This window comes from Pseudomonas cremoris (assembly GCF_014230465.1).
In genome coordinates this window covers 1-20,340 of the sequence record NZ_JAAXCY010000007.1, presented here as the reverse complement: position 1 = coordinate 20,340, position 20,340 = coordinate 1, and the positions used below count along the sequence as shown (strand labels likewise).

Genomic DNA, 20,340 nt, shown 5'->3' with positions numbered 1-20,340 from the left:
ATATCTGTACGTAGACTGCCGCCATACCCCCACTTGAAGGCGGCGAAAAAAACGTGATGCAAGTTACCGAAGTCTCCATTGCCCAATTGCGCGCGGCGCTTGAATCCGGCCAGACCACGGCCGTTGAACTGGTCCAGGCTTACCTGGCACGCATTGATGCCTACGACGGCCCGCAGACTGCCACTGCGTTGAACGCCGTAGTAGTGCGTAACCCCGAAGCCCTCAAGGAAGCCGAGGCCAGCGATGCGCGCCGGGCGAAGGGCGCCACCTTGGGGCCACTGGATGGCATTCCCTACACCGCCAAAGACAGCTACCTGGTCAAGGGCCTGACCGCTGCATCCGGCAGCCCGGCGTTTGCGAACCTGGTCGCCCAGCGTGACGCCTTCACCATCGAGCGCCTGCGCGCCGGTGGCGCCATTTGCCTGGGCAAGACCAATATGCCCCCGATGGCCAATGGCGGGATGCAGCGCGGCGTGTATGGCCGTGCCGAAAGCCCGTACAACGCCAACTACCTGACCGCCCCGTTTGCCTCCGGCTCGTCCAATGGCGCGGGCACTGCCACCGCTGCGAGCTTTTCGGCCTTCGGCCTGGCGGAGGAAACCTGGTCCAGCGGCCGCGGCCCAGCCTCCAACAATGGCCTATGCGCCTACACCCCCTCCCGTGGTGTGATTTCGGTGCGTGGCAACTGGCCGCTCACGCCGACCATGGACGTGGTGGTGCCCTACGCCCGCACCATGGCCGACCTGCTGGAAGTGCTCGACGTGGTGGTCGCCGAAGACCCGCACACCCGTGGCGACCTGTGGCGCCTGCAGCCTTGGGTGCCGATCCCTAGCGTCGCCTCGGTGCGCCCGACTGCCTATGCGCAATTGGCGGTCACCGCCGAATCCCTGGCGGGCAAGCGCTTTGGCGTACCGCGCATGTACATCAACGCCGACGACGAGGCTGGTACCAGTGAAAAACCCGGCATCGGCGGCCCGACCGGGCAAAAGATCAACACCCGCGCCAGCGTGATCGACCTGTGGCAAGACGCCCGTCGGGCCTTGGAAGCCTACGGCGCCGAAGTGATCGAGGTGGATTTCCCACTGGTGTCCAACTGCGAAGGCGACCGCCCCGGCGCGCCGACCGTGTTCACCCGTGGCCTGGTGTCCAAGCAATTCCTGCACGATGAGTTATGGGAACTGTCGGCGTGGGCCTTCGATGACTTCCTGCGTGCCAACGATGACCCGAACCTCAACCGCCTGGCCGACGTGGACGGGCCGAAGATCTTCCCCCACGACCCTGGCACCCTGCCCAACCGCGAGGACGACCTGGCCGCCGGCATGGACGAATACGTGCGCATGGCCCAGCGCGGCATCACGCCGTGGAATGAAATCAGCACCGTGCCCGATGGCCTGCGCGGCCTGGAACACACCCGGCGCATCGACCTGGAAGATTGGATGGACACGCTCGGCCTCGACGCCGTGCTGTTCCCGACCGTAGCCGATGTAGGCCCGGCGGATGCCGATGTGAATGAAGCCTCGGCTGATATCGCGTGGAGTAACGGTGTATGGGTAGCCAACGGCAACCTTGCGATTCGCCATTTGGGCGTACCGACCGTTACCGTACCGATGGGCGTGATGGCGGATATTGGCATGCCGGTGGGGCTGACGTTTGCCGGGCGTGCCTACGATGATTCGGCGCTGCTGACGTTTGCTGCAGCCTTTGAGGCCACCGGCAACAAGCGCCAGGTACCGCCGCGAACGCCGCCATTGCCCACTGAATAAACGCGGTACCCTGTGGGAGTGGGCTTGCTCGCGAATGCGGTTTTTCAGTGACAGAGACGCTGACTGATCTACCGCATTCGCGAGCAAGCCCGCTCCCACATTTTTCGTCCGCTTTTCAAATCAAGCCATGTGGGGCACAGAGATGAGCAGTATCGCCGTGCCATGCGCAATCGTCGCTGGCAGAACGCCATAGCGCATGCGCACCAGCGCACACGCCAACCCTTCGATCAAGGTAAACACCAAAATTGGCCAGCCCAGCTGGGTCACGCTCAACGCCAGGAAGGTATGGCAGGCGGCAAACGCCACCCCGCTGATCAACGCTGCACGCAACGGCGCTGTGTGCTGTTCCAGGTACCCCTGCAAAAACCCGCGAAACAGCACTTCTTCCAACGCATTGGCGCCATATGCCAACACCACCAAACCCGGCAGCCACACCCAATAGCCGTGAATCTGCGACGTATCGATCCCCTGGTACACCCGCAACGGCACGCCGATCAGGCACCCAACGCCCAGTCCGACCAGCAAGCCAATCCCAGGGTTGCCGATGAACCAGCGAATCAGCGACCACAGGTCCGGTGCGACGCGTGCAAGCAACATTATCGTCAGCACCGACAAGCCGCCCAGTGCTGCCAGCACCAAGGCGTTCTCACTGAATGCAATCTGCACCTCGCTGCCCAGCGCCCACAGGCCGAGCGGTGTCATCACATCGCGCATCAGCACAAATGCCATCAACAGCAATACGATGCGTATCACGGTCAGCGTCCTAGGCGTGAGCGCAAACCAGAGGCCGAACAGCAATAAGCCGGGTGTCAGGTGAGTGGCGTAGTTGGCCAGCACCCGCACGCCTTCGATGATCATCTTCCGCTCGCCTGGCTGTCTGGGTTGCGGCGCTGCCATTCATCCACCACATCGCCCAGCGTCTTGGGCAAGTCATTGCGAATCCAGGCCATGAACGGCCGGTCGAACCTGAACCCTGGGCCGCAGTGCTCAAGCATGAAACGGCGCACGTTCTGGGTGTTTTTATAGCCTGGCGTGACGGGAGTGCTACGGGTGATGAGATCGCTGTGCCAATCAAAAACCATTGTGTTCCTCAAGCATCTTGTTGTTTGGGCGCTAGCATAGCGATATGCCACCTAGGCAGGAAGAAGCCGGATTTACGCTTGATGTGTTGGGACGTCATACAAGAAAAATAGACCTTTAAAACGACTAGATGCCTAATCTTTTCAAGATATTTCAAATTTCACTTTCCTAGGCACCTTAAAATATTGCATGGTTGTACGACGACTACAACCGTCGTACATACCCAACAACAATAAGGAAACACCTATGCCCAACGTCAAAGTGTTGATCGGTTTTCTGTGCCTGTTCTCCGGCTACGTCGCAGCCGCGCCTGCTCCTGCCGAAAAGGACGTGGCCCAAGCAGTCGACCAACTGACCCAAGCCATGCTGCACCTGGATCTCAAACAACTGCATGCCCTGACCTCCGACAAGCTGACCTACGGCCACTCCAGCGGCAAGGTGCAGGACAAGGCGCAATTCATTGCCGACCTGGAAACCCACACCAGTGCATTCAAGACCCTGGAAATGCAAAACCAGACCATCACCCTCAACGGTGACACTGCCCTGGTGCGCAACCATTTCCATGCGTTGGCGGTGAACAGCGGCGTCGAAGTGCCTACCGATATCGACAACTTCCAGGTCTGGCAGAAACAGAAAGGCAAGTGGCTGCTGATCGGGCGTCAGGCTTACAAGTACTGAGGCCGGCTTACCACGACACTACCTGGCGGACCTTGCCCAAGGCTTCGCGCAGTGCGGTGGTATCCACCGAGCCCAACGCCAGCCGCAACGCGTGGGGCACATGCGTCGAGACAGCGAACGGCTCGGCAGTGGAAACCCAGACGTGGTCACGCTGCAAGGTCATCGCCACCTGATCGGCGCGCACGTCCTCGGCCAGGGGCAGCCATAAAAAATACGACGAGGGGTGACTGATGTAGTCCACCCCGCTCAATACCTGCGCGGCCAACACCTGACGCGCCTGGGCATCCTCGCGCTTTTGTGCTTCGAGCCGCGCCACCGTGCCGTCCTCGATCCATGCCACGGCAATCGCACTCATCACCCCGGGGACGTTCCAGGTGGTGGCCATGATGGTGCGCTCCAACTGGCCCATCCACGCTGCAGGCGCTGCAACAAACCCGACGCGCAGGCCGGTGGCGACGCTTTTCGACAACCCGCCCACATACACCGTACGCTCCGGCGCGAGGATGGCCACGGGCGGCGGTGCGTTTTCCACCAAGAACGCGTAGGCCGCGTCCTCGATGATCATCAGGTTGTGCTGGCGGGCGATGCTGACCAACTGCTCACGCTGCGCCAGGCTCATCACCCAACCCAACGGGTTGTGCAAGGTCGGCATGCTATAGACCGCCCGCACGGGGCGCTTGCGACACAGGCTGTGCAGGTAATCCAGATCCGGCCCGTCGGCGGTGGCCGGGATGGCGACGATTTCCAGATGCAGGGTCTCGGCCAACACTTTGAACCCCGAGTACGTCAGCGCATCCACTGCAATCACATCCCCGGGCTTGAGCAACGCCATCATGGTGATCGCCAACCCGTGCTGGGCACCGCTGACCACCAGCACTTGCTCGGCCGCTACCGTCAGCCCCCGGCTCAACAGGTGGCGCGCCACCACGGTACGCTCATGCAGGCGACCGGCATGGGGCTGGTAGCGCAACAATGCCTCCAGGTCGCCAGACAGAGCCAACTGGCGCAACGCCCTACGCAATAACTCCGCCTGCCCCGGCAACGAGGGGTAGTTGAAGTTGAGGTCGAGCATGCCCGTCGCCAACGTCATCTGCCCACTGCCCTGCCCCGGCGGCAATGAAATTTCCCGCACAAAGGTGCCGCGCCCGGTTTCGCCGCTGACCAGGCCCATGGCTTCCAGTTCTGCATACACCCGGCTCGCGGTGACCAGCGCCAGGCCATGCTCGGCGGCCAGTTGCCGGTGGGTTGGCAGGCGTGTACCGGGGGGCATTTTGCCGCTGCGGATGGCTTCGGCAAAGGTGTCGACCAGCGACTTATAACGAGCGCGCGGCATATTGGATGTATCCATGACAATTTTTTGATTGTCTTAATCTTCAACCCTAGGATGACCGGCACGCAATCTTTCTTTTTCGGGCATTCCTCATGGAACGGACTTCACGATTCAACACCCTAGACAACAGCACCCAAGGCTGGATCAACGGCTTTATCGGTGTGGTGATTTTCAGCGGTTCATTGCCTGCCACGCGCTTGGCGGTGATGGAGTTCGACCCGGTGTTCCTCACCATGATCCGCGCCGCCATCGCCGCTGCTGTAGGGCTGGCGTTGTTGGGGTGGTTCAAGGAAAAACGCCCCGCCCGCAACCAGTGGGTGCCCCTGGCGATTGTGTCCCTCGGCGTGGTGATCGGCTTTCCGCTGCTCACCGCACTGGCGTTGCAATACGTGACCTCCGCCCATTCCATCGTGTTTATCGGTTTATTGCCGCTGGCCACGGCGCTATTTGGCGTGCTGCGCGGTGGCGAACGGCCGCGCCCGGTGTTCTGGCTGCTTTCGATGCTGGGCAGTGCACTGGTGATGGGTTACGCGCTTGCCCAAGGCCTGAGCGCCGCCCCTGCCGGAGACTTGTTGATGCTGCTGGCGGTGCTGGTGTGCGGCCTCGGTTATGCCGAAGGCGCCAAACTCTCGCGCAGCCTGGGTGGCTGGCAGGTGATCTGCTGGGCACTGGTGGTGTCGATGCCGCTGGTGGTGCCGCTGAGCGTGACCCTCGCACCGGCGTCTTTCAGCGGCATCAGCCTGCCCGCCTGGCTTAGCCTGGGCTATGTAGCGTTGTTCAGCATGCTGATCGGTTTTGTATTTTGGTACCGCGGCCTGGCCCAAGGTGGCATTGCGGCTGTTGGCCAGTTGCAATTGCTGCAGCCGTTTTTCGGCTTGGCGCTGGCGGCGGGCCTGCTGCATGAGCAGGTCAGCCTGGGCATGGTGCTGGTGACCGTCGCGGTGATCGGCTGCGTGGCGGGGGCGAAAAAATTTGCGCGCTAGCGTTGGGGCGCCACCATCTTGAATTTAATGTGGATGTCGTCCGACACCACGCTGTTGCCCGCCCACTCGCCATCGCCAATCTTGAAGTCGCCGCGCTTGAGCACAAACTCACCGTCGAACACGCCGATCCCGCCCTGTTCCTTGAGCAGCACGTCGATATCCACCGGCCGCGTGATGCCCTTGATCGTCAGGTTGCCGGTGATCTTGTAGCGGTTGCCACCCAACGCGGTGGCGCCGCTGGATTCATACATGCCCACCGGGTAGGCCTGCGTATCGAACCAGGCCGGCAGCTGCAATTGGGTATTGGCGTCCTCACTGCCGGCATCGATGCTAGCGAGTTGGATCTTGAGCAACGCATGGGCCGCCTCAGGCCTTTGCGTGTCGAAACTCAGGGTGCCTTCAAAGTCGCTGAAGGTGCCATACACCCGCTGCCCGAACTGTTGGAAGGTGAAGCTGATCTGGCTGGCGGCGCGGTTGACGTCCTTGTACTCGACGGCCCGTGCGCCGGATGTAAAACCGAGGACAAGTGCCAGCAGCACGAGAGGAAACGTTCGACAGTTCATGCAGCGCTCCACAAGAAGTAAGGACACATTATTCCCATCTTGCCCATGTCCTGTTACACAGGGTAGTCGCCCAAGAACAACAAGGACTTTGCATGTACACCCCTTCTCTGCAGGACACCACCGCGCCGGAAGGCATTTGCTACGGCTGCGGCGCCAGCAACCCCCACGGCCTGCACATCAAGAGCCGTTGGGACGCTGACGGTGTGCACCTGGTCGCCGAGCATCTGCCTGAGGCCCAATACAGCGGCTGGCCCGACCTGGTCTACGGCGGCCTGATCGCCATGTTGGTGGACTGCCACTCCAACTGGACCGCCATGGCCTACCACTACCGCGCCGAACAGCGTGAGCCCGGCAGCCTGCCGCGTATCGACTGCGTCACAGGTAACCTGGGCATCAAGTTCATCAAACCGACCCCCATGGGTGTCACCCTGACCCTGCGCGCCCGCGTCGAAGGCGAGGTAGGGCGCAAAAGCCGCGTGGTCTGCGAGGTATACGCCGACGACGTGCTGACGGCCATCGGCGACTCACTGTTCGTGCGCGTCGACACTGGCCAATTGGCCGCCGCCGCCCATGGTCGCGAGGGTTGAACCTGGTCTACAGTGTCTGCCACCGCTAATCGAGGATTGCACCGATGACTCGTCTCACCGCGAAAGACTTTGCTCCCGAATTGCTGGAACTGTATGACGGCTATGCCCACGGCAAGATCAACCGCCGTGAATTTCTCGACCGCGCCGCACTGTTCACCTTCGGCGGCCTCACCGCCTCGGCCCTGCTGGCGGCCCTGAGCCCCAATTACGCGCTGGCCGAGCAAGTGAAATTCACTGATCCGGACATCGTCGCCGACTACATCACCTACCCCTCGCCCAAAGGCAACGGCACCGTACGCGGCTACCTGGTACGCCCGGCCAAGGCCAGCGGCAAACTGCCGGCGGTGGTCGTGGTGCATGAAAACCGTGGCCTCAACCCCTACATCGAAGACGTCGCCCGACGCTTGGCCAAGGCCGGGTTTATCGCCCTGGCGCCAGACGGCCTGACCTCCGTTGGCGGCTACCCCGGCAACGATGAAAAAGGCGTGGAACTGCAACAGAAAGTCGATCCGACCAAGCTGATGAACGACTTTTTCGCCGCCATCGAATGGCTGATGCACCACGACAGCAGCACCGGCAAGGTTGGCATTACCGGTTTTTGTTATGGCGGCGGCGTGACCAATGCGGCGGCCGTGGCCTACCCGGAACTGGGCGCAGCGGTGTCGTTCTACGGTCGCCAGCCAGAGGCCAAGGATGTGGCACGGATCAAGGCACCGATCATGCTGCATTACGGCGAGCTGGACACGCGGATCAATGAAGGCTGGCCGGCGTATGAACAGGCGTTGAAAGCTGCGGGCACGACCTACGAGGCGTATATCTACAAGGGCGCCAACCATGGTTTCCATAATGATTCGACGCCGAGGTATGACGAGGCGGCGGCGAATCTGGCGTGGGAACGTACGTTGGGGTGGTTTCGCAAATACCTCGCCTAGCCCCGGTCAAACGGGGGGAGCTGGCGTGTGTGGGAGCGGGCTTGCTCGCGAATGCGGTGTGTCAGCCAATTCATTCGGGTCTGACACTCCGTATTCGCGAGCAAGCCCGCTCCCACAGTTGATCTTCATTACGTTGAGGTCAGTGCTCCAGCGCATACCGCCGGCAATGGTTGAGGTAACCCTGCTCATGGCTACCCACCAACTGCACCACGCTTGTCCATAACCAGGATGGCGCATCCAGTTGTCTGGAGCGATTCTCCTGCAGCACCGCCATCCAGTCCTTGCGCGTATCCCGGTCCATCTGCCGGGCATGGGCAATGCCGACCACGCGGGCCAGGTAACCGGCGGCATGCATCGCATCGATCTCACTCAGTTCGTCGAGTTCCAGTTTCATGTCCTGGGGCAACAGCTCACGGATGAAGAAACCATGATCCAAAAACCGCGTCGCTACCATGCGCTCGCCCAGTCCCGGTGACAGCTGCCGTGCGCCTTCCACCACCCGGCGGCCGTTGTCCCTCGGCATCTTCGCCCGTGCCGCGCGAGGTGCCGCCGCGCCTACCGCCTCTTTGATATCGATCAAGCAATACTCCTGATCGTCCTTGTCGCCCACGCCCAGCAAGGCGGCATAGCGCAACAGCCCCAGCGAGCTGCAGCCCTTGACCCAATAGGCCGAGTCCAGCAGTTCGACCTTGGCGTCCTTGGGGCGGCCTTTGAGGGAGGTGACCAACTGATGGAGTTCATCCGATGCACACACGGTTTCCAGCGCGTTTTTCTCGGCCCGCGACAACGACCAGAAATGCTTGCCCAGCGGAATCGTCGGGCGCGCGCTTTCGATACGCTCGCGGGCCAGGTTTTTCCAGGTGCGCTCCACCGCGCTGCGCATGCCGGCCTTGACCTGGGACGGACGCGGCGGCGCGGCGTCGGGCTTGTCTTTAAAGGCCTGCTCGTAACCCACCATCATTTCTTCAAGCATGCGCGCGGTGGTCACCCCAGGCAGATCCGAGCCGCGTGCGGCAGTGGCCAAAGACAACGCCAGGCGCACCAAGTCGTGGGCCGGGTTGCCGATTACCGTCTGGTCCAGGTCGCGGATATGCATGTCGATACGTCCCTTGGTATCACCCGTCGGGCCCAGGTTGCCCGCGTGGCAGTCGCCACAGATCCAGATCGCCGGGCCATGGGGCAGACGGCGACCCGGCAGGCTGTGCAGCCATTCGTAGAACTGCACGGTGCTGCCACGCACGTAGGCGTGGGCGGAGCGTGCCATTTTCAAGTTGCGCAATTGCGTGAGGTGGGGAATACGAGCGGAGGGGCGCGGGCTTTTCATGAATGCACTCGGATGGGGGATACGGTAGAGGGTAGCCCGCGGCGAATGTTTCATTTTGTTTCAAGAATAAAAATATCAGCCCTACCCTGTCGCTTCCTTCAGCCAGCCCTTGAACGCCAGCATCGCCGACGTCTCGGCCCGCGATTGCAGGCGGGTCAGCCAGTAACTGCCGATCGTGATGCCGATGTCGAACGGCTGGCGTATCACGTCCGCTTCCAATTGCCGCGAGAACATCATCGGCGGCGCGAGGGCCACGCCAGTGCCTTGCAGCGCCGCTTCCATCATCGCCAATGACGAATCAAACACGATGCTGCGGGGCACCAGGGTATCGGCGGGCAAGCCTGCAGCCTGAAACCACAGGTTCCACTCATCAGCGCGGTAGGAGCGCAGCAGGGTGTGTTTCAGCAGGTCGGCGGGCGTGCGCAGTTGCTCGGCAATGGAGGGCACACACAGTACGGTGAGCGGTGCTTCCAGCAGTTGACAGGCGTCGGTGCCGTGCCAGGCGCCGCTGCCGAAGCGGATCGCGTAGTCCAGGCCTTCGGCAGCCACGTCCACGCGGTTGTTGTGAGTGGACAAGCGCAGGTCGATGAACGGGTAGCGGCTTTGAAACTCCGCCAGGCGTGGCAACAGCCAACCCACCGCGAACGTACCCACTGCGCCCACTGAAAGCACTTCGCGGTAATGCCCACCCTCGAACTGGCCCAAGGTATGGGCGATGCGGTCGAAGGACTCGCGCAGCACCGGCAGCAGGGTTTCGCCCTCGCGGGTCAACATCAGGCCACGGGGCAGGCGCTTGAATAAGCTGACATTCAGTTGCGCCTCGAGGCTTTTGACCTGATGACTCACCGCCGCCTGAGTGACGCATAACTCGATAGCTGCCCGAGTAAAGCTCAAATGGCGCGCTGAGGCCTCGAAGGCGCGCAAGGCATTCAAGGGCAAATGTGAGCGCAGCATGCTTTTACCCAAATTTTTCTAATGGCTGGTGCGAGATATGATCGTTTGTCCAAGGCACAAAATCCACCTAGATTTGCGGCGCCTGCGCAGGCTCTCATCGTCAGTGCAACATCAACATGGACGCGAACAAGCATGAACCCCACTCTAAGAAACATCCTGATTTCTGCTTTATTCATGAGCTCCGGCACTTGTTTGGCTGCCACCGACCTGCGCCAGGTCGTAGACGCCAACGTCAAACCGCTGATGCAGCAACAGGGCATCGCCGGCCTGTCGGTGGCCGTGGTAAACAAGGGCAAGGTGCAATACTTTAACTACGGCGTCGCCGACAAGGCCAGCCAGCAGCCCGTCACGCAGGACACGCTGTTCGAGATCGGCTCGGTGAGTAAAACCTTCACGGCCACGCTCGGTGGCTACGCCCAGGCGAGCGGCAAGCTCAAGCTGTCGGACATCGCCAGTGAGCACCTATCAGCGCTCAAGGGCAGCGCTTTCGACCGCATCAGCCTGCTGCAATTGGCTACCTACACACCGGGAGGCTTGCCGCTGCAATTTCCCGACGCCGCCGACAGCGCCGCGACCATGCTCGACTACTTCCAGCACTGGAAACCTGCGTACGCACCCGGCGCACAACGTCTTTATTCCAACCCGAGCATCGGCCTCTTTGGCTACCTCAGCGCGCAAAGCCTGGGCCAGCCGTTCAATGTAGCCATGGAACAAACCCTGCTGCCCAAACTGGACTTGAAGAGCACGTACCTGAGCGTGCCCGCCGACCAGGCCAACCGCTACGCCCAAGGCTATGACAAAGACCAGAACCCTGTTCGCGTGGGCCCCGGTGCGCTGGACAGCGAGGCCTACGGTATCAAGACCAGTCCCCAGGACCTGGCGCGCTACGTGATGCTCAACCTGCACCCGCAAACCCTGGAGAGCCCCCTGCAACAAGCCATCGCCACCACGCACACCGGTTACTACCGCGTGAACGGCATGACCCAGGGCCTGGGCTGGGAGTACTACCCCTACCCGATCAAGCTGCAAGCGTTGATCGACGGCAACTCCACGCCGATGGCGATGGAACCGCACAAGGCGCAATGGCTCACGCCGGCACAATCGCAACCGGCCAACGTGCTGTATAACAAAACCGGCTCAACCCGTGGTTTTGGCGCCTATGTGGCGTATGTGCCAAGCAAGGACATGGGGGTGGTGATTCTGGCGAACAAAAATTACCCGAATGCGGAGCGGGTGAAGATCGCCCATAAGATCCTGGAAGCGCTGGGCCAGTGAGCAAGCGTCGAGCCGCGGGGTGGTGAAACGCCCCGCTTTGATGACCACCCTGATGCCCGATAGCGCCTAAGCTCAACAGTCACCTTGCCAGAGGAGACTGCCATGCTCTTAGAAGGATCCTGCCACTGCGGCGCCGTCACGTTCAGCCTGACCAGCGCCCACCCCTACCCCTACCAACGCTGCTACTGCTCCATCTGCCGCAAGACTCAGGGCGGGGGTGGTTATGCGATCAACCTGGCCGGCGACACTGCCAGCTTGAAGGTGCGTGGGCGCAAACAGATTTCGATCTACCACGCCCGGCTCAAGCCGGACGGCGCCAGCCGAGCCCACGCCAGTACCGCCGAGCGACACTTCTGCGCCCAGTGCGGGAGCGCCTTGTGGTTGTTCAGCCCGGAGTGGCCGGAGCTGATTCACCCGTTCGCCTCGGCCATCGACACGCCGTTGCCGGTGCCGCCGGAGCACACGCACTTGATGCTCGGCTCCAAGGCGCCATGGGTTGAGGTCAGCGTACGCAAGGGCGATTTGCAGTTCGACGAATACCCCGAAGAGTCCATCGCCCAGTGGCATGCGCGGCTGGGGCTGAGCCGTTAACAGTCTTTGACAGTTTCCCGACAAAGCTGTCAAAGACCCCCAGGGCCCCCATCCCTAACATTTGAGCATCCACATCGCCTTCCGGGTGCTCCTCATGTTTCGTACATTGCGCGGTATTCCGCTAGTGGGTTGCCTGCTGGGCAGCATCGGTTGCCATGTTCAACCGTCTGCCCCGCCGCCGATTTCCAAGGGTGATTACGGCGCGATCATCCGTTACCTGCAGGCGCGTATTCCCCAAGAGATCGCACGGCAAAATGTCGCCGGGCTTTCCATTGCCTTGGTCAACGGCCAAGAACTGATCTGGGCCCAAGGCTTCGGTCTGGCCGACAAGGCCCATGGCGTGCCGGTAACGCCTAACACAGCGTTTCGCGCCGGCGGCATCACCAAGCTGCTGACCGCCACGGCGGCGCTGCAACGGGTGGAAGACCACGACCTGGCACTGGATGCCCCGATCCAATACACGCTGCGCGAGTTCTACGTGCGCTCGCGTTTCCACAGTGACCAGGCAACTGCCGACCGCGATATCACGTTGCGCCGGCTGCTCAGCCATCAATCGGGCTTGCCCAGCGAACACCTGCGCGACCTGCGCAGCACCTTTGCCATGGGCCAGATGCCGACGCGTGTATCTGGGGTCTGGCTAAGCACCGCGCCCGGAAGCCAGGTGGCCTACTCAAATCTGGGCTATGCCTTGGTCGGCGCAGCGATTGAGCGCACCACCGGCAGAAACTTCGAAGCCCAGATGCAACGCAGCCTGCTGCAACCACTGGAAATGACCCAGTCGAGCTTTGTTGGCACGAGCAGCGAACTGGGCTACCGCGCCACGGGCTACGAAGACGGCGCTGCCAGTACCGACGCGCAGGTGCGTGACCTCGCCGCCAGTGGTTTATGGACGAGCCCAAGAGACCTCAGCCACTACGTGCAGATGCTCTTCGCCCACGGGGTCTACAAGGGCAACCGGGTGCTGGGTAACCCGTTGATCGAGGACATGTTCACCCAGCAAAACACCGGTAATGCCCTGGACTTCGACTGCCAGATAGGCCTGGCTTGGTTTCTGGCACCCTGTGGCGACGAGCCAATCGGCCCCGGCATCCGCACCTACCAACACAGCGGCGGTGGCGATGATTTTGCAGCGCAGTTGACCGTGCTGCCAGACCAACAACTGGCCGTGATCATCATGGCCAACGACAGTAATGCCGAAGACCTGGTGGTCTCGCTGTCCACCGACGCGCTGCGCCTGATGCTCCAGGCACAAACTGGCGAGCAGGTGTGCGCCGACGACTGCCAGGCGCCGAGCCTGGGCCTGAAGCTGCGCCATGTGCCCGCTGCGATCGACCGCCGGCGCCTGTCTGGCTTTTACGCCACCGCGTGGGGCGTGTTCCGCATCAAGGATGAGGACGATCGGTTATCCGGCGAGTTGGCCGGCCTTCAGTTCCAATTGCTGCGTGACGACCAGGGCTGGCTGCGCGCGCAGAAAAAAGTCTTCGGCTTCTGGCTCAAGGACCTCGGCGAACTGGGCCGTGTGCAACTGGACGTGGTCACCGTACACGGCCGACAAATGCTCACCGCCCGCAGCCATGGCCAGCGCATCGCCATCGGCGAACGCGTGGAACCACCAACCCTGCCACTGGCCTGGGCAGACACCATCGGCACCTATCAAGTGCTCAACACCCATGAACCCGATGCGCCGCTGAGCGGCATCAGTGTGCGCCTGGAGGACGGCTTCCTGATGATTCGCGGCCAACTGCACGATGAGCCGCTGACCGACTACATCCTGCTGCCAGTCGATAACGCTCATGCGGTGCTCGCCGGCAACGGCTATGGCCTGGGCGACACCGTGAGCCGGCAGGTCAATGGGCTCAGTGCCTCCGGCTACTCCTTCAAACGTACGCAATCCCCCCACAAACCTTTGTTTTTTTAAAATGGACGAACACCTTCATGCGCTCTAGAAACCTTTGCCTGTCGCTCACCTCGCTGTGCCTGTTGGCCAGTGCCGAACGCGCACTAGCCGAAGACTGGCAGTACAGCCTCAAGGCCGGTGTCGGCAACGCACCGCGCTACAGCGGTAGCGACGAACGCATGACCGCGCCATTGCTGGGCGGCAAAATTGTCAGCCCATGGGGGATTTTCCTCGACTCCAGCAAAGGACTGGGCTGGGGCTACGAAGGCAACGCGCTGAGCTTCAGCACCTACGTGGGCGTAAGCGGTTCACGCAAGGATAAAAATGAAAGCATGCATGCCGGCTCAAAACGCCTCAAGGGCATGGGCGAGATCAAGGCGCGCGGACAGGTAGGCGTCAATGCCAGTTACAACTTGGGTGGGGTGATTGTCGGCGCAACCCTGGAACACGCTCTCAAGGACGATGACCATAAGGAAAACGGCAAGGCATTCACCCACGTCGAACTGAGCCTGGGCACTAATCTGTATGAAGGCAACTACGGGTCCATCGACGCCAGCCTCACCAGCCATTTTGGCGACCGCAACTACCTGCAGACCTGGTACGGCGTTACCACCGGCCAGGCCGCGCAAAGCCGCTTCAAGGAATACAAGGCCGGTGCCGGCAACATCAGCAATGGCATGAACCTGGTGTGGAGCCTGCCGATCAGCGAACACACCCAGTTCTCTACCTTGCTGGATGTACAGTACCTGGCGGACGAAGCAGGCAAGAGCCCGATTGTAGAGCGACGGTTGCAGACGTCGGTCATGGGAATGGTCGAGTACACGTTCTAATCGTTAATTGATCCCGCGCCATTGGCGCGGGATTCTTTATTCGGCATACGCCCACGTCATGCGAAACGACGCCCCGCCCCATTCCGAATCCAACACTTCCACTTGCCCGCCATGCCACTGACTGACGCGCTGCACCAGCGCCAGGCCCAGGCCAAAACCACCTGTGCGGCGATCACGGCTGGCATCCAGGCGCATGAAGGGCTCGAAGATCTTTGCCCGGCCGTCCAACGGTACGCCAGGGCCATCATCATTGACTCGCACTTCGTAGCCGCTGCCGAATTTGACCAACGACACTTCCACACGGCGTTCGGCGTAACGGATGGCATTGCGCAGCAGGTTGATGACGGCGCGCGCCATGAAACGAGGTTCGATCTGGATAAAATCGACCTCGCAAGTGCGCAGCGACAACTGCACGCCGGCGGCCTCGGCTTCCAGCGCCACACTGCCAATCACGCTGTCGAGCCAGCTGTGGGCCTCGATACTTTCCCGGGTCACCTGGGTCGCGCCGCGCTCCAGGCTGGCGTAAGTCAGCAGTTCGGAAACCATTTCTTCCAGCTCGCCGAGGTCGGCGTACATATCGGAAATCAGCTCGCGGCTTTGGCGTGGGTCAGCCTGTTGCTTGAGCTGGTCGAGCTCAAACGACAAACGCGCAATCGGCGTGCGCAGTTCGTGGGAGACGGCGTTGGTCAATTCGCGCTGGTTGGCGATCAGGCTTTCGATGCGCTCAGCCATCTGGTTGAAGTGCCCGGCCAGTTCACGCACGGTGGAGCGGCGTGGCAACAGGATGCGTGAACCGAGATCGTTGTCGCCAAAGCGTTGCGCGGCCAGGCGGATATGCTCCAGGTCGCGCCAATGCGGGCGCACCCAGAAGTACAGGACGATAGCCAAGCTCACACCAAGAAACCCGTAAGCCCACAAGTACAGCCACTTGGGTTCTTCCGGGAGTTTGATTTCCAGCAGTTGCGGGCCGTCATCGATGGTGGCCAGGAACTCCATGAAGTCGCCCCGCACCACCAGTTGGCCGTCTGCCAGGAGTTTTTGCTCACGCGGGTTCAACGCCAGTGCGTCACGCTGCACCAACTGCAAGCGCAAGCCGTAATGGGGTTGCAACTCGGCCAGGCGTGCGGCGCGTGCCTCCCCCTGCAACGGTCGCAATTGCTCAACCAGGCCATAGGCCGGGCCGCGCACCGCTTCGCGGTTATAGACTTCGTTGGCCTCGGGGAGCAGTTCGTCAAAGGTGTAGTTGACCAGCCAGATCGCGCCCGCCAAACCCAGCGCCAGGATCACATACAGGCGCAAAAATAACCGCAGCATCTAGACCTCCCACGCAAACGGATTAAACAGGTAACCCTTGCCCCAGATGGTCTTGATGCACACCGGTTCACGAGGATTGTCGTTGAGCTTGCCGCGCAGCTTGCTGATATACACGTCGACGCTGCGGTTGAGGCCATCAAACGCAATGCCGCGCATGCGATTAAGAATGTCGTCACGCGAAAGGATTTTTCCCGAACTGCTGGCCAGCAACCACAGCAGTTCGAACTCCATGGTGGTGAGGTCGATTTTTTCACCGCCCAGGCTCACCACGCGGCAACTGCGATCTATCGACAACCGGCCAAATTCCAGCGAGCCGCGCACGGTCGGCTCGGGCATCTGGCGGCGTTGCAAGGCGCGCAGACGTGCGAGTAACACTGGTGGCTTGATAGGTTTGATTACGTAATCGTCCGCGCCCGACTCCAAGCCAAGAATGTGGTCCAGGTCGTCTTCCTTGGCGGTTAGGATCACGATGGGCGTGTCGGACACCGCACGAATCCCACGACACACATGCAGGCCGCTCTGACCCGGCAGCATCAGGTCGAGCACAACGATTTTCGGCTTGAAGGCTTCGAACGCGGCCAAGGCTTCATCACCCCGATGACACACCCGCACCTCGAAACCATGCTGCGACAGAAAATGCGCGATCAGCCCAGCCAGCTTTTCGTCGTCCTCAACGAGCAACACCTTGCCCAGCCCCAGGTTTTCCATAAGTTCTCAGTGTGCGACGCAGATTGAAGTGCCGGCATTATAGGTGGCAAGCTGGTTGGCAGAAGCGGTTGGCCAGCATCGACCGACGAAGCTTCATGCTTTTAAGAGTTTTTAACAATTAGCCTGCAATCTTTAACGCCATTCACAGGGAGTTGTATGCGCAAGGATTACCTGGCGTTCTTCGTTTCGCTGTTCCTGTCGCGGCTGGCGGATCAGATCCTGCTGTTTATCGTACCGCTGATCGTGTTTCAGACCACCCAGAGTGTTTCCTGGGCCGGCTTGGCTTTTTTTGTCGAGTCGCTGCCACGCTTCCTGGCGTTCCCGGTGTGCGGCGCATTGTGCGACAAGTACCCTGCGGTGCGCGTGCTGCACATCAGCCAGGTCTATCGTGCACTGGCTTGCGTGATCGCGGTGTTGCTGTACGGCGTGTTCGACGGGGTCTACTGGATCGTGCTGCTCTCGGCGCTGTGCGGGATCTTGACTACCCAGGGCATCATGTCCCGCGAAGTGTTGATGCCGCATGTCTTCCAGCAGTACAGCTATGCCAAGACCCTGTCCTATTCGCAGATCGCCGACCAGAGCGGCTTGGTGCTGGGCCCGCTGGCGGCGGCACTGATACTGGAAGTGTGGCCGTGGCATTGGGTGGTCGTGGGGGTGGCCGGACTGTTTATGCTGGCCGACCTGGCGATGCGGGTATGGCAGCGCACCTGCACGGTCAATCTGGAGGTGTATGAGCAACATCGGGATATCTGGCTGCAACCGCTACGGGTTGCGTTCGGGCACATTCGCAACCTGGCCGGGTTGAAACGCTTGATTGCACTGACGGTGGGCGTGAACCTGATCATCGGCGTCACCCTGGCGACCTCCGCCGCCCTTGTCATAGGCCAATTCAGCGCGGGCAAGGATGCCTACGCCTTGCTGCAAGCGGCGGGCGCGCTGGTGACTATCGTGATTCTGTTTTACCTGGCCCGTGCCACCCTGCCGTTGAAGCTGCTCGGTGGTGTGTCGTATGGGTTGATTACCGTCGGCGCGCTGATCATGGCGATCAGCCCCAACCTGTGGGTTTACGCGCTGGGTTTCCTGCTGGTGATCGGCTTCGACAAGATGTACAGCGTGTACATGCGCAGCGTGCGTCAAAAGGTGATCCCGGTGCAGGACTTCGGCAAGACGGTGGGCGTGATCACGTTGCTGAACAACTTGCCGCAACCGCTGGCGGGCTTGGTGATTGCAGTGCTGGCCGCGCCGTTGGGCACGCAAACGGTGATCCTGCTACTGACCGGGATCACCGTGCTGATCGGCGTGGCCGTGGCGTCAGGCTGGCACGCCACTGTGAAAGCGGAACTCGACGTCGGGTGACTCGATCAGTTCCTGCTCGGCAGCCCTCACCCGCTCGATCACTTGGGCGATGTCTTTGGCGTCACCGTACTGGTAGGCCAGCTTCAGGTAACCCTGATAGTGCCGCGCCTCGCTTTTAAGCAGACCAAAGTAGAACTTGCCGAGTTCTTCGTCCAAATGCGGCACCAGCGCTTCGAAACGCTCGCAACTGCGCGCTTCGATAAACGCGCCCACCACCAGCGTATCCACCAGCTTGACGGGCTCATGGGTACGCACCACTTTGCGCAAACCCGAGGCGTAACGCCCGGCGTTCAGTTGCCGCAGCTCAACCTTGCGCTTTTTCATCAGGCGCATGACTTGTTCGTGGTGCACCAGCTCTTCACGGGCCAGGCGCGACATCATATTGATCAGGTCAACGTGGCTGTAGTACTTGGCGATCAGGCTCAAGGCGGTGCTGGCGGCTTTGAATTCACAGTTCTTGTGGTCGATCAGCAGGGTGTCCTGATCAGCCAGCGCGGCCTGGACCCAGGCGTCGGGAGTGCGGCAACCGAGGAATTCGTGGATTTCTGGCAGGTTCATCGGGCTCACGGGCAAAAGAATCACAAAAGGGCGCCGATTATACCGACCGCGCCGCAGACCACCAGCCACCGCCCTTGATGTGCATCAACATGCCGTCTGGCGGGCAGCAACTATAGTTGTTCAATGCCCCTACTTTCTGGAGATCCCGACTATGCAAGCTATCCGCAGCATCCTGGTGGTCATCGAGCCCGAGCATTCGGAAAGCCTGGCCCTCAAGCGCGCCAAGCTGATCGCCGGGGTCACGGGCGCGCACCTGCATTTGCTGGTGTGCGACAAGAAACATGAGCACTCGGCGCTGTTGAGCCTGCTCAAGGCAGGCTTGCAGGAGGACGGCTACAGCGTGACCACCGAGCAGGCCTGGAATGACAGCCTGCATGAAACCATCATCGATGTGCAGCAGGCCGAGGGCTGTGGCCTGGTGATCAAACAGCACTTCCCCGACAGCCCGCTGAAAAAAGCCCTGCTGACCCCGGCGGACTGGAAGCTGCTGCGCTACTGCCCGACGGCGGTGCTGCTGGTCAAGACCTCCGCCCCGTGGGCTGGCCGGGTGATCCTGGCGGCCATCGACGTGGGTAACAGCGACAGTGACCACCGTTCGCTGCACAACTCGATCATCGACCATGGCTTTGACATTGCCAGCCTGGCCAAGGCGCAATTGCATGTGATCAGCGCCCATCCGTCGCCGATGCTGTCGGCGGCGGACCCGACCTTTCAGCTCAAGGAGACCATCGAGGCGCGTTATCGCGAACAGTGCCAGGCGTTCCAGGCCGAATTCGATGTGGACGACTCGCACCTGCACATCATGGAAGGCCCGGCGGACGTGTTGATCCCGCATACGGTGCACCAGCTGGAGGCGGCGGTGACCATTATCGGCACGGTCGCGCGTACCGGGATATCCGGGGCGTTGATCGGCAATACGGCGGAAGTGGTGCTGGATGCGGTGGAGAGTGATGTGTTGGTGCTTAAGCCTCAGGCGTTGATGGATCACCTGGAAGAATTGGCCAACAAACCCTGAAAGTGATGGAGATCAAAATGTGGGAGCGGGCTTGCTCGCGAAAGCGGTGGATCAGTCGAAACATCTTTGGCTGAAATACCGCATTCGCGAGCAAGCCCGCTCCCACAGGTGTTTTATGTGGTGTCAGGCGCCAAATGCATCCTTAAGAAACCCCGGCGCGATGTAGCGCTGGTAATGCGCCTCGGACAAGATAAAGAACTCCCGATCAATCGCATCACGCAGGTCCGGCAGCGCCCAATCACGAAACTCTGGCAACAGCACCATGCCATACGCTTCCAGATTGGAGATCACCCGCGCGCCGCGGGCGATCAACTGATAGGCCCAGCAGTACTCGGACTGGTGCGGCACGAAGCGAATCTTGCGCTGCTCCAGCTGCCCGCGCAGGGTCTTGGGGTCGAAAACCTCCACTTTACCGGCCATCACCTGCACCAACAGCTGCTCCAGGCGCAGCCAGACCGCACGTTTTTCTTCTTCGTTGTAGCCGTTCCACTGGATCACTTCGTGGTGGAAACGCTTGCAGCCACGGCACACGAGATCGCCGTAAACCGTGGAGCACAGGCCTACGCAGGGGGTTTTGATGGTTTGGTTGGACATGGGCAGCG

The 20,340-nt window shown here is 61.1% G+C and carries 21 protein-coding genes; 11 read left to right on the top strand and 10 right to left on the bottom strand.

The annotated features are described in order from the left end of the window. Positions 1 to 53: 53 nt before the first annotated feature. Positions 54 to 1,763, top strand: coding sequence for an amidase (locus tag HF257_RS18135; RefSeq protein ID WP_185705641.1), 1,710 nt, complete (start codon positions 54 to 56; stop codon positions 1,761 to 1,763). A gap of 120 nt (positions 1,764 to 1,883) precedes the next feature. On the opposite strand, the gene HF257_RS18130 is transcribed toward HF257_RS18135, so the two are convergent. Then, a complete protein-coding gene (locus tag HF257_RS18130) occupies positions 1,884 to 2,621 on the bottom strand; it encodes a CPBP family intramembrane glutamic endopeptidase (RefSeq protein ID WP_185705639.1) in 738 nt (245 codons plus the stop codon). Further along, positions 2,618 to 2,845 carry a DUF6434 domain-containing protein gene (locus HF257_RS18125; protein ID WP_185705637.1) on the bottom strand — a complete coding sequence of 76 codons (228 nt, stop codon included), beginning with the start codon at positions 2,843 to 2,845 and terminating at the stop codon, positions 2,618 to 2,620. Before HF257_RS18125 ends, HF257_RS18130 begins: the two co-directional genes overlap by 4 nt. Positions 2,846 to 3,089: 244 nt before the next feature. On the opposite strand from HF257_RS18125, the gene HF257_RS18120 reads away from it, so the two are divergent. Further along, a complete protein-coding gene (locus HF257_RS18120) occupies positions 3,090 to 3,521 on the top strand; it encodes a nuclear transport factor 2 family protein (RefSeq protein ID WP_185705635.1) in 432 nt (143 codons plus the stop codon). 7 nt (positions 3,522 to 3,528) lie between these two features. Here HF257_RS18120 and HF257_RS18115 read toward each other — a convergent pair whose 3' ends face one another. Continuing rightward, complete coding sequence (locus HF257_RS18115; RefSeq protein ID WP_185705633.1) at positions 3,529 to 4,854, bottom strand: aminotransferase-like domain-containing protein; 1,326 nt, start codon at positions 4,852 to 4,854, stop codon at positions 3,529 to 3,531. An 89-nt stretch (positions 4,855 to 4,943) separates the two neighbouring features. On the opposite strand from HF257_RS18115, the gene HF257_RS18110 reads away from it, so the two are divergent. Then, the gene (locus HF257_RS18110) at positions 4,944 to 5,834 is read left to right on the top strand and encodes a DMT family transporter (protein WP_185705631.1); all 891 of its coding nucleotides are present in this window, start codon (positions 4,944 to 4,946) and stop codon (positions 5,832 to 5,834) included. Here HF257_RS18110 and HF257_RS18105 read toward each other — a convergent pair. Next, positions 5,831 to 6,397: a YceI family protein gene (locus tag HF257_RS18105; protein ID WP_185705629.1), complete on the bottom strand. Its 567-nt coding sequence runs from the start codon at positions 6,395 to 6,397 to the stop codon at positions 5,831 to 5,833. The two genes, HF257_RS18110 and HF257_RS18105, sit on opposite strands and share 4 nt — an antisense overlap. A gap of 92 nt (positions 6,398 to 6,489) precedes the next feature. Here HF257_RS18105 and HF257_RS18100 point away from each other — a divergent pair, with 92 nt between their 5' ends. Together HF257_RS18100 and yghX are read left to right on the top strand one after the other, a co-directional pair. Further along, positions 6,490 to 6,984 carry a PaaI family thioesterase gene (locus tag HF257_RS18100; RefSeq protein ID WP_185705627.1) on the top strand — a complete coding sequence of 165 codons (495 nt, stop codon included), beginning with the start codon at positions 6,490 to 6,492 and terminating at the stop codon, positions 6,982 to 6,984. 44 nt (positions 6,985 to 7,028) lie between these two features. Continuing rightward, positions 7,029 to 7,916 carry a YghX family hydrolase gene (yghX, locus tag HF257_RS18095; protein ID WP_185705625.1) on the top strand — a complete coding sequence of 296 codons (888 nt, stop codon included), beginning with the start codon at positions 7,029 to 7,031 and terminating at the stop codon, positions 7,914 to 7,916. Positions 7,917 to 8,055: 139 nt separating this feature from the next. Here the strand turns inward: yghX and HF257_RS18090 are convergent, their stop codons facing one another. Both HF257_RS18090 and HF257_RS18085 read right to left on the bottom strand, forming a co-directional pair. Then, positions 8,056 to 9,240 (bottom strand): DUF2252 family protein, encoded by a 1,185-nt coding sequence (locus HF257_RS18090; RefSeq protein WP_185705623.1) that lies wholly within the window; start codon positions 9,238 to 9,240, stop codon positions 8,056 to 8,058. Positions 9,241 to 9,321: 81 nt separating this feature from the next. Continuing rightward, positions 9,322 to 10,194 (bottom strand): LysR family transcriptional regulator, encoded by an 873-nt coding sequence (locus HF257_RS18085; RefSeq protein WP_185705621.1) that lies wholly within the window; start codon positions 10,192 to 10,194, stop codon positions 9,322 to 9,324. A 132-nt stretch (positions 10,195 to 10,326) separates the two neighbouring features. Between HF257_RS18085 and ampC the strand changes: the two genes are divergently transcribed. From ampC to HF257_RS18065, 4 genes are all read left to right on the top strand, one after another. Continuing rightward, positions 10,327 to 11,469 (top strand): class C beta-lactamase, encoded by a 1,143-nt coding sequence (gene ampC, locus HF257_RS18080; protein WP_185705619.1) that lies wholly within the window; start codon positions 10,327 to 10,329, stop codon positions 11,467 to 11,469. Between the two features lie 102 nt (positions 11,470 to 11,571). Then, complete coding sequence (locus tag HF257_RS18075; RefSeq protein WP_185705617.1) at positions 11,572 to 12,060, top strand: GFA family protein; 489 nt, start codon at positions 11,572 to 11,574, stop codon at positions 12,058 to 12,060. Between the two features lie 94 nt (positions 12,061 to 12,154). Beyond that, entirely contained in the window at positions 12,155 to 13,978 is a 1,824-nt protein-coding gene (locus tag HF257_RS18070; protein ID WP_185705615.1) for a serine hydrolase domain-containing protein, read from the top strand. Between the two features lie 17 nt (positions 13,979 to 13,995). Then, on the top strand, positions 13,996 to 14,787 hold the full coding sequence (locus HF257_RS18065) for a MipA/OmpV family protein (RefSeq protein WP_185705613.1): 792 nt from the start codon (positions 13,996 to 13,998) through the stop codon (positions 14,785 to 14,787). 36 nt (positions 14,788 to 14,823) lie between these two features. On the opposite strand, the gene HF257_RS18060 is transcribed toward HF257_RS18065, so the two are convergent. Then, positions 14,824 to 16,101 (bottom strand): ATP-binding protein, encoded by a 1,278-nt coding sequence (locus tag HF257_RS18060; RefSeq protein ID WP_185705611.1) that lies wholly within the window; start codon positions 16,099 to 16,101, stop codon positions 14,824 to 14,826. Continuing rightward, entirely contained in the window at positions 16,102 to 16,809 is a 708-nt protein-coding gene (locus tag HF257_RS18055) for a response regulator (protein ID WP_185705609.1), read from the bottom strand. It abuts the gene before it with no gap. A gap of 156 nt (positions 16,810 to 16,965) precedes the next feature. Between HF257_RS18055 and HF257_RS18050 the strand changes: the two genes are divergently transcribed. After that, a complete protein-coding gene (locus tag HF257_RS18050) occupies positions 16,966 to 18,165 on the top strand; it encodes an MFS transporter (RefSeq protein WP_185705607.1) in 1,200 nt (399 codons plus the stop codon). Here HF257_RS18050 and miaE read toward each other — a convergent pair. Next, positions 18,121 to 18,723 carry a tRNA-(ms[2]io[6]A)-hydroxylase gene (gene miaE, locus HF257_RS18045; RefSeq protein ID WP_185705605.1) on the bottom strand — a complete coding sequence of 201 codons (603 nt, stop codon included), beginning with the start codon at positions 18,721 to 18,723 and terminating at the stop codon, positions 18,121 to 18,123. The two genes, HF257_RS18050 and miaE, sit on opposite strands and share 45 nt — an antisense overlap. A gap of 151 nt (positions 18,724 to 18,874) precedes the next feature. Here miaE and HF257_RS18040 point away from each other — a divergent pair, with 151 nt between their 5' ends. Next, positions 18,875 to 19,738, top strand: a complete 864-nt coding sequence (locus tag HF257_RS18040; protein ID WP_185705603.1) for a universal stress protein — start codon at positions 18,875 to 18,877, stop codon at positions 19,736 to 19,738. A 123-nt stretch (positions 19,739 to 19,861) separates the two neighbouring features. Here the strand turns inward: HF257_RS18040 and HF257_RS18035 are convergent, their stop codons facing one another. Continuing rightward, positions 19,862 to 20,332, bottom strand: coding sequence for a DUF1289 domain-containing protein (locus HF257_RS18035; protein ID WP_185712110.1), 471 nt, complete (start codon positions 20,330 to 20,332; stop codon positions 19,862 to 19,864). Between the last annotated feature and the right edge of the window lie 8 nt (positions 20,333 to 20,340).

Excerpts from the sequence above, each read along its gene's own strand:
- HF257_RS18130 (WP_185705639.1), bottom strand. The coding sequence starts at position 2,621 with ATGATCATCGAAGGCGTGCGGGTGCTGGCCAACTACGCCACTCACCTG.
- HF257_RS18125 (WP_185705637.1), bottom strand. The coding sequence starts at position 2,845 with ATGGTTTTTGATTGGCACAGCGATCTCATCACCCGTAGCACTCCCGTC.
- HF257_RS18120 (WP_185705635.1), top strand. The coding sequence starts at position 3,090 with ATGCCCAACGTCAAAGTGTTGATCGGTTTTCTGTGCCTGTTCTCCGGC.
- HF257_RS18115 (WP_185705633.1), bottom strand. The coding sequence starts at position 4,854 with ATGCCGCGCGCTCGTTATAAGTCGCTGGTCGACACCTTTGCCGAAGCC.
- HF257_RS18110 (WP_185705631.1), top strand. The coding sequence starts at position 4,944 with ATGGAACGGACTTCACGATTCAACACCCTAGACAACAGCACCCAAGGC.
- HF257_RS18105 (WP_185705629.1), bottom strand. The coding sequence starts at position 6,397 with ATGAACTGTCGAACGTTTCCTCTCGTGCTGCTGGCACTTGTCCTCGGT.
- HF257_RS18100 (WP_185705627.1), top strand. The coding sequence starts at position 6,490 with ATGTACACCCCTTCTCTGCAGGACACCACCGCGCCGGAAGGCATTTGC.
- yghX (WP_185705625.1), top strand. The coding sequence starts at position 7,029 with ATGACTCGTCTCACCGCGAAAGACTTTGCTCCCGAATTGCTGGAACTG.
- HF257_RS18090 (WP_185705623.1), bottom strand. The coding sequence starts at position 9,240 with ATGAAAAGCCCGCGCCCCTCCGCTCGTATTCCCCACCTCACGCAATTG.
- HF257_RS18085 (WP_185705621.1), bottom strand. The coding sequence starts at position 10,194 with ATGCTGCGCTCACATTTGCCCTTGAATGCCTTGCGCGCCTTCGAGGCC.
- ampC (WP_185705619.1), top strand. The coding sequence starts at position 10,327 with ATGAACCCCACTCTAAGAAACATCCTGATTTCTGCTTTATTCATGAGC.
- HF257_RS18075 (WP_185705617.1), top strand. The coding sequence starts at position 11,572 with ATGCTCTTAGAAGGATCCTGCCACTGCGGCGCCGTCACGTTCAGCCTG.
- HF257_RS18070 (WP_185705615.1), top strand. The coding sequence starts at position 12,155 with ATGTTTCGTACATTGCGCGGTATTCCGCTAGTGGGTTGCCTGCTGGGC.
- HF257_RS18065 (WP_185705613.1), top strand. The coding sequence starts at position 13,996 with ATGCGCTCTAGAAACCTTTGCCTGTCGCTCACCTCGCTGTGCCTGTTG.
- HF257_RS18060 (WP_185705611.1), bottom strand. The coding sequence starts at position 16,101 with ATGCTGCGGTTATTTTTGCGCCTGTATGTGATCCTGGCGCTGGGTTTG.
- HF257_RS18055 (WP_185705609.1), bottom strand. The coding sequence starts at position 16,809 with ATGGAAAACCTGGGGCTGGGCAAGGTGTTGCTCGTTGAGGACGACGAA.
- HF257_RS18050 (WP_185705607.1), top strand. The coding sequence starts at position 16,966 with ATGCGCAAGGATTACCTGGCGTTCTTCGTTTCGCTGTTCCTGTCGCGG.
- miaE (WP_185705605.1), bottom strand. The coding sequence starts at position 18,723 with ATGAACCTGCCAGAAATCCACGAATTCCTCGGTTGCCGCACTCCCGAC.
- HF257_RS18040 (WP_185705603.1), top strand. The coding sequence starts at position 18,875 with ATGCAAGCTATCCGCAGCATCCTGGTGGTCATCGAGCCCGAGCATTCG.
- HF257_RS18035 (WP_185712110.1), bottom strand. The coding sequence starts at position 20,332 with ATGTCCAACCAAACCATCAAAACCCCCTGCGTAGGCCTGTGCTCCACG.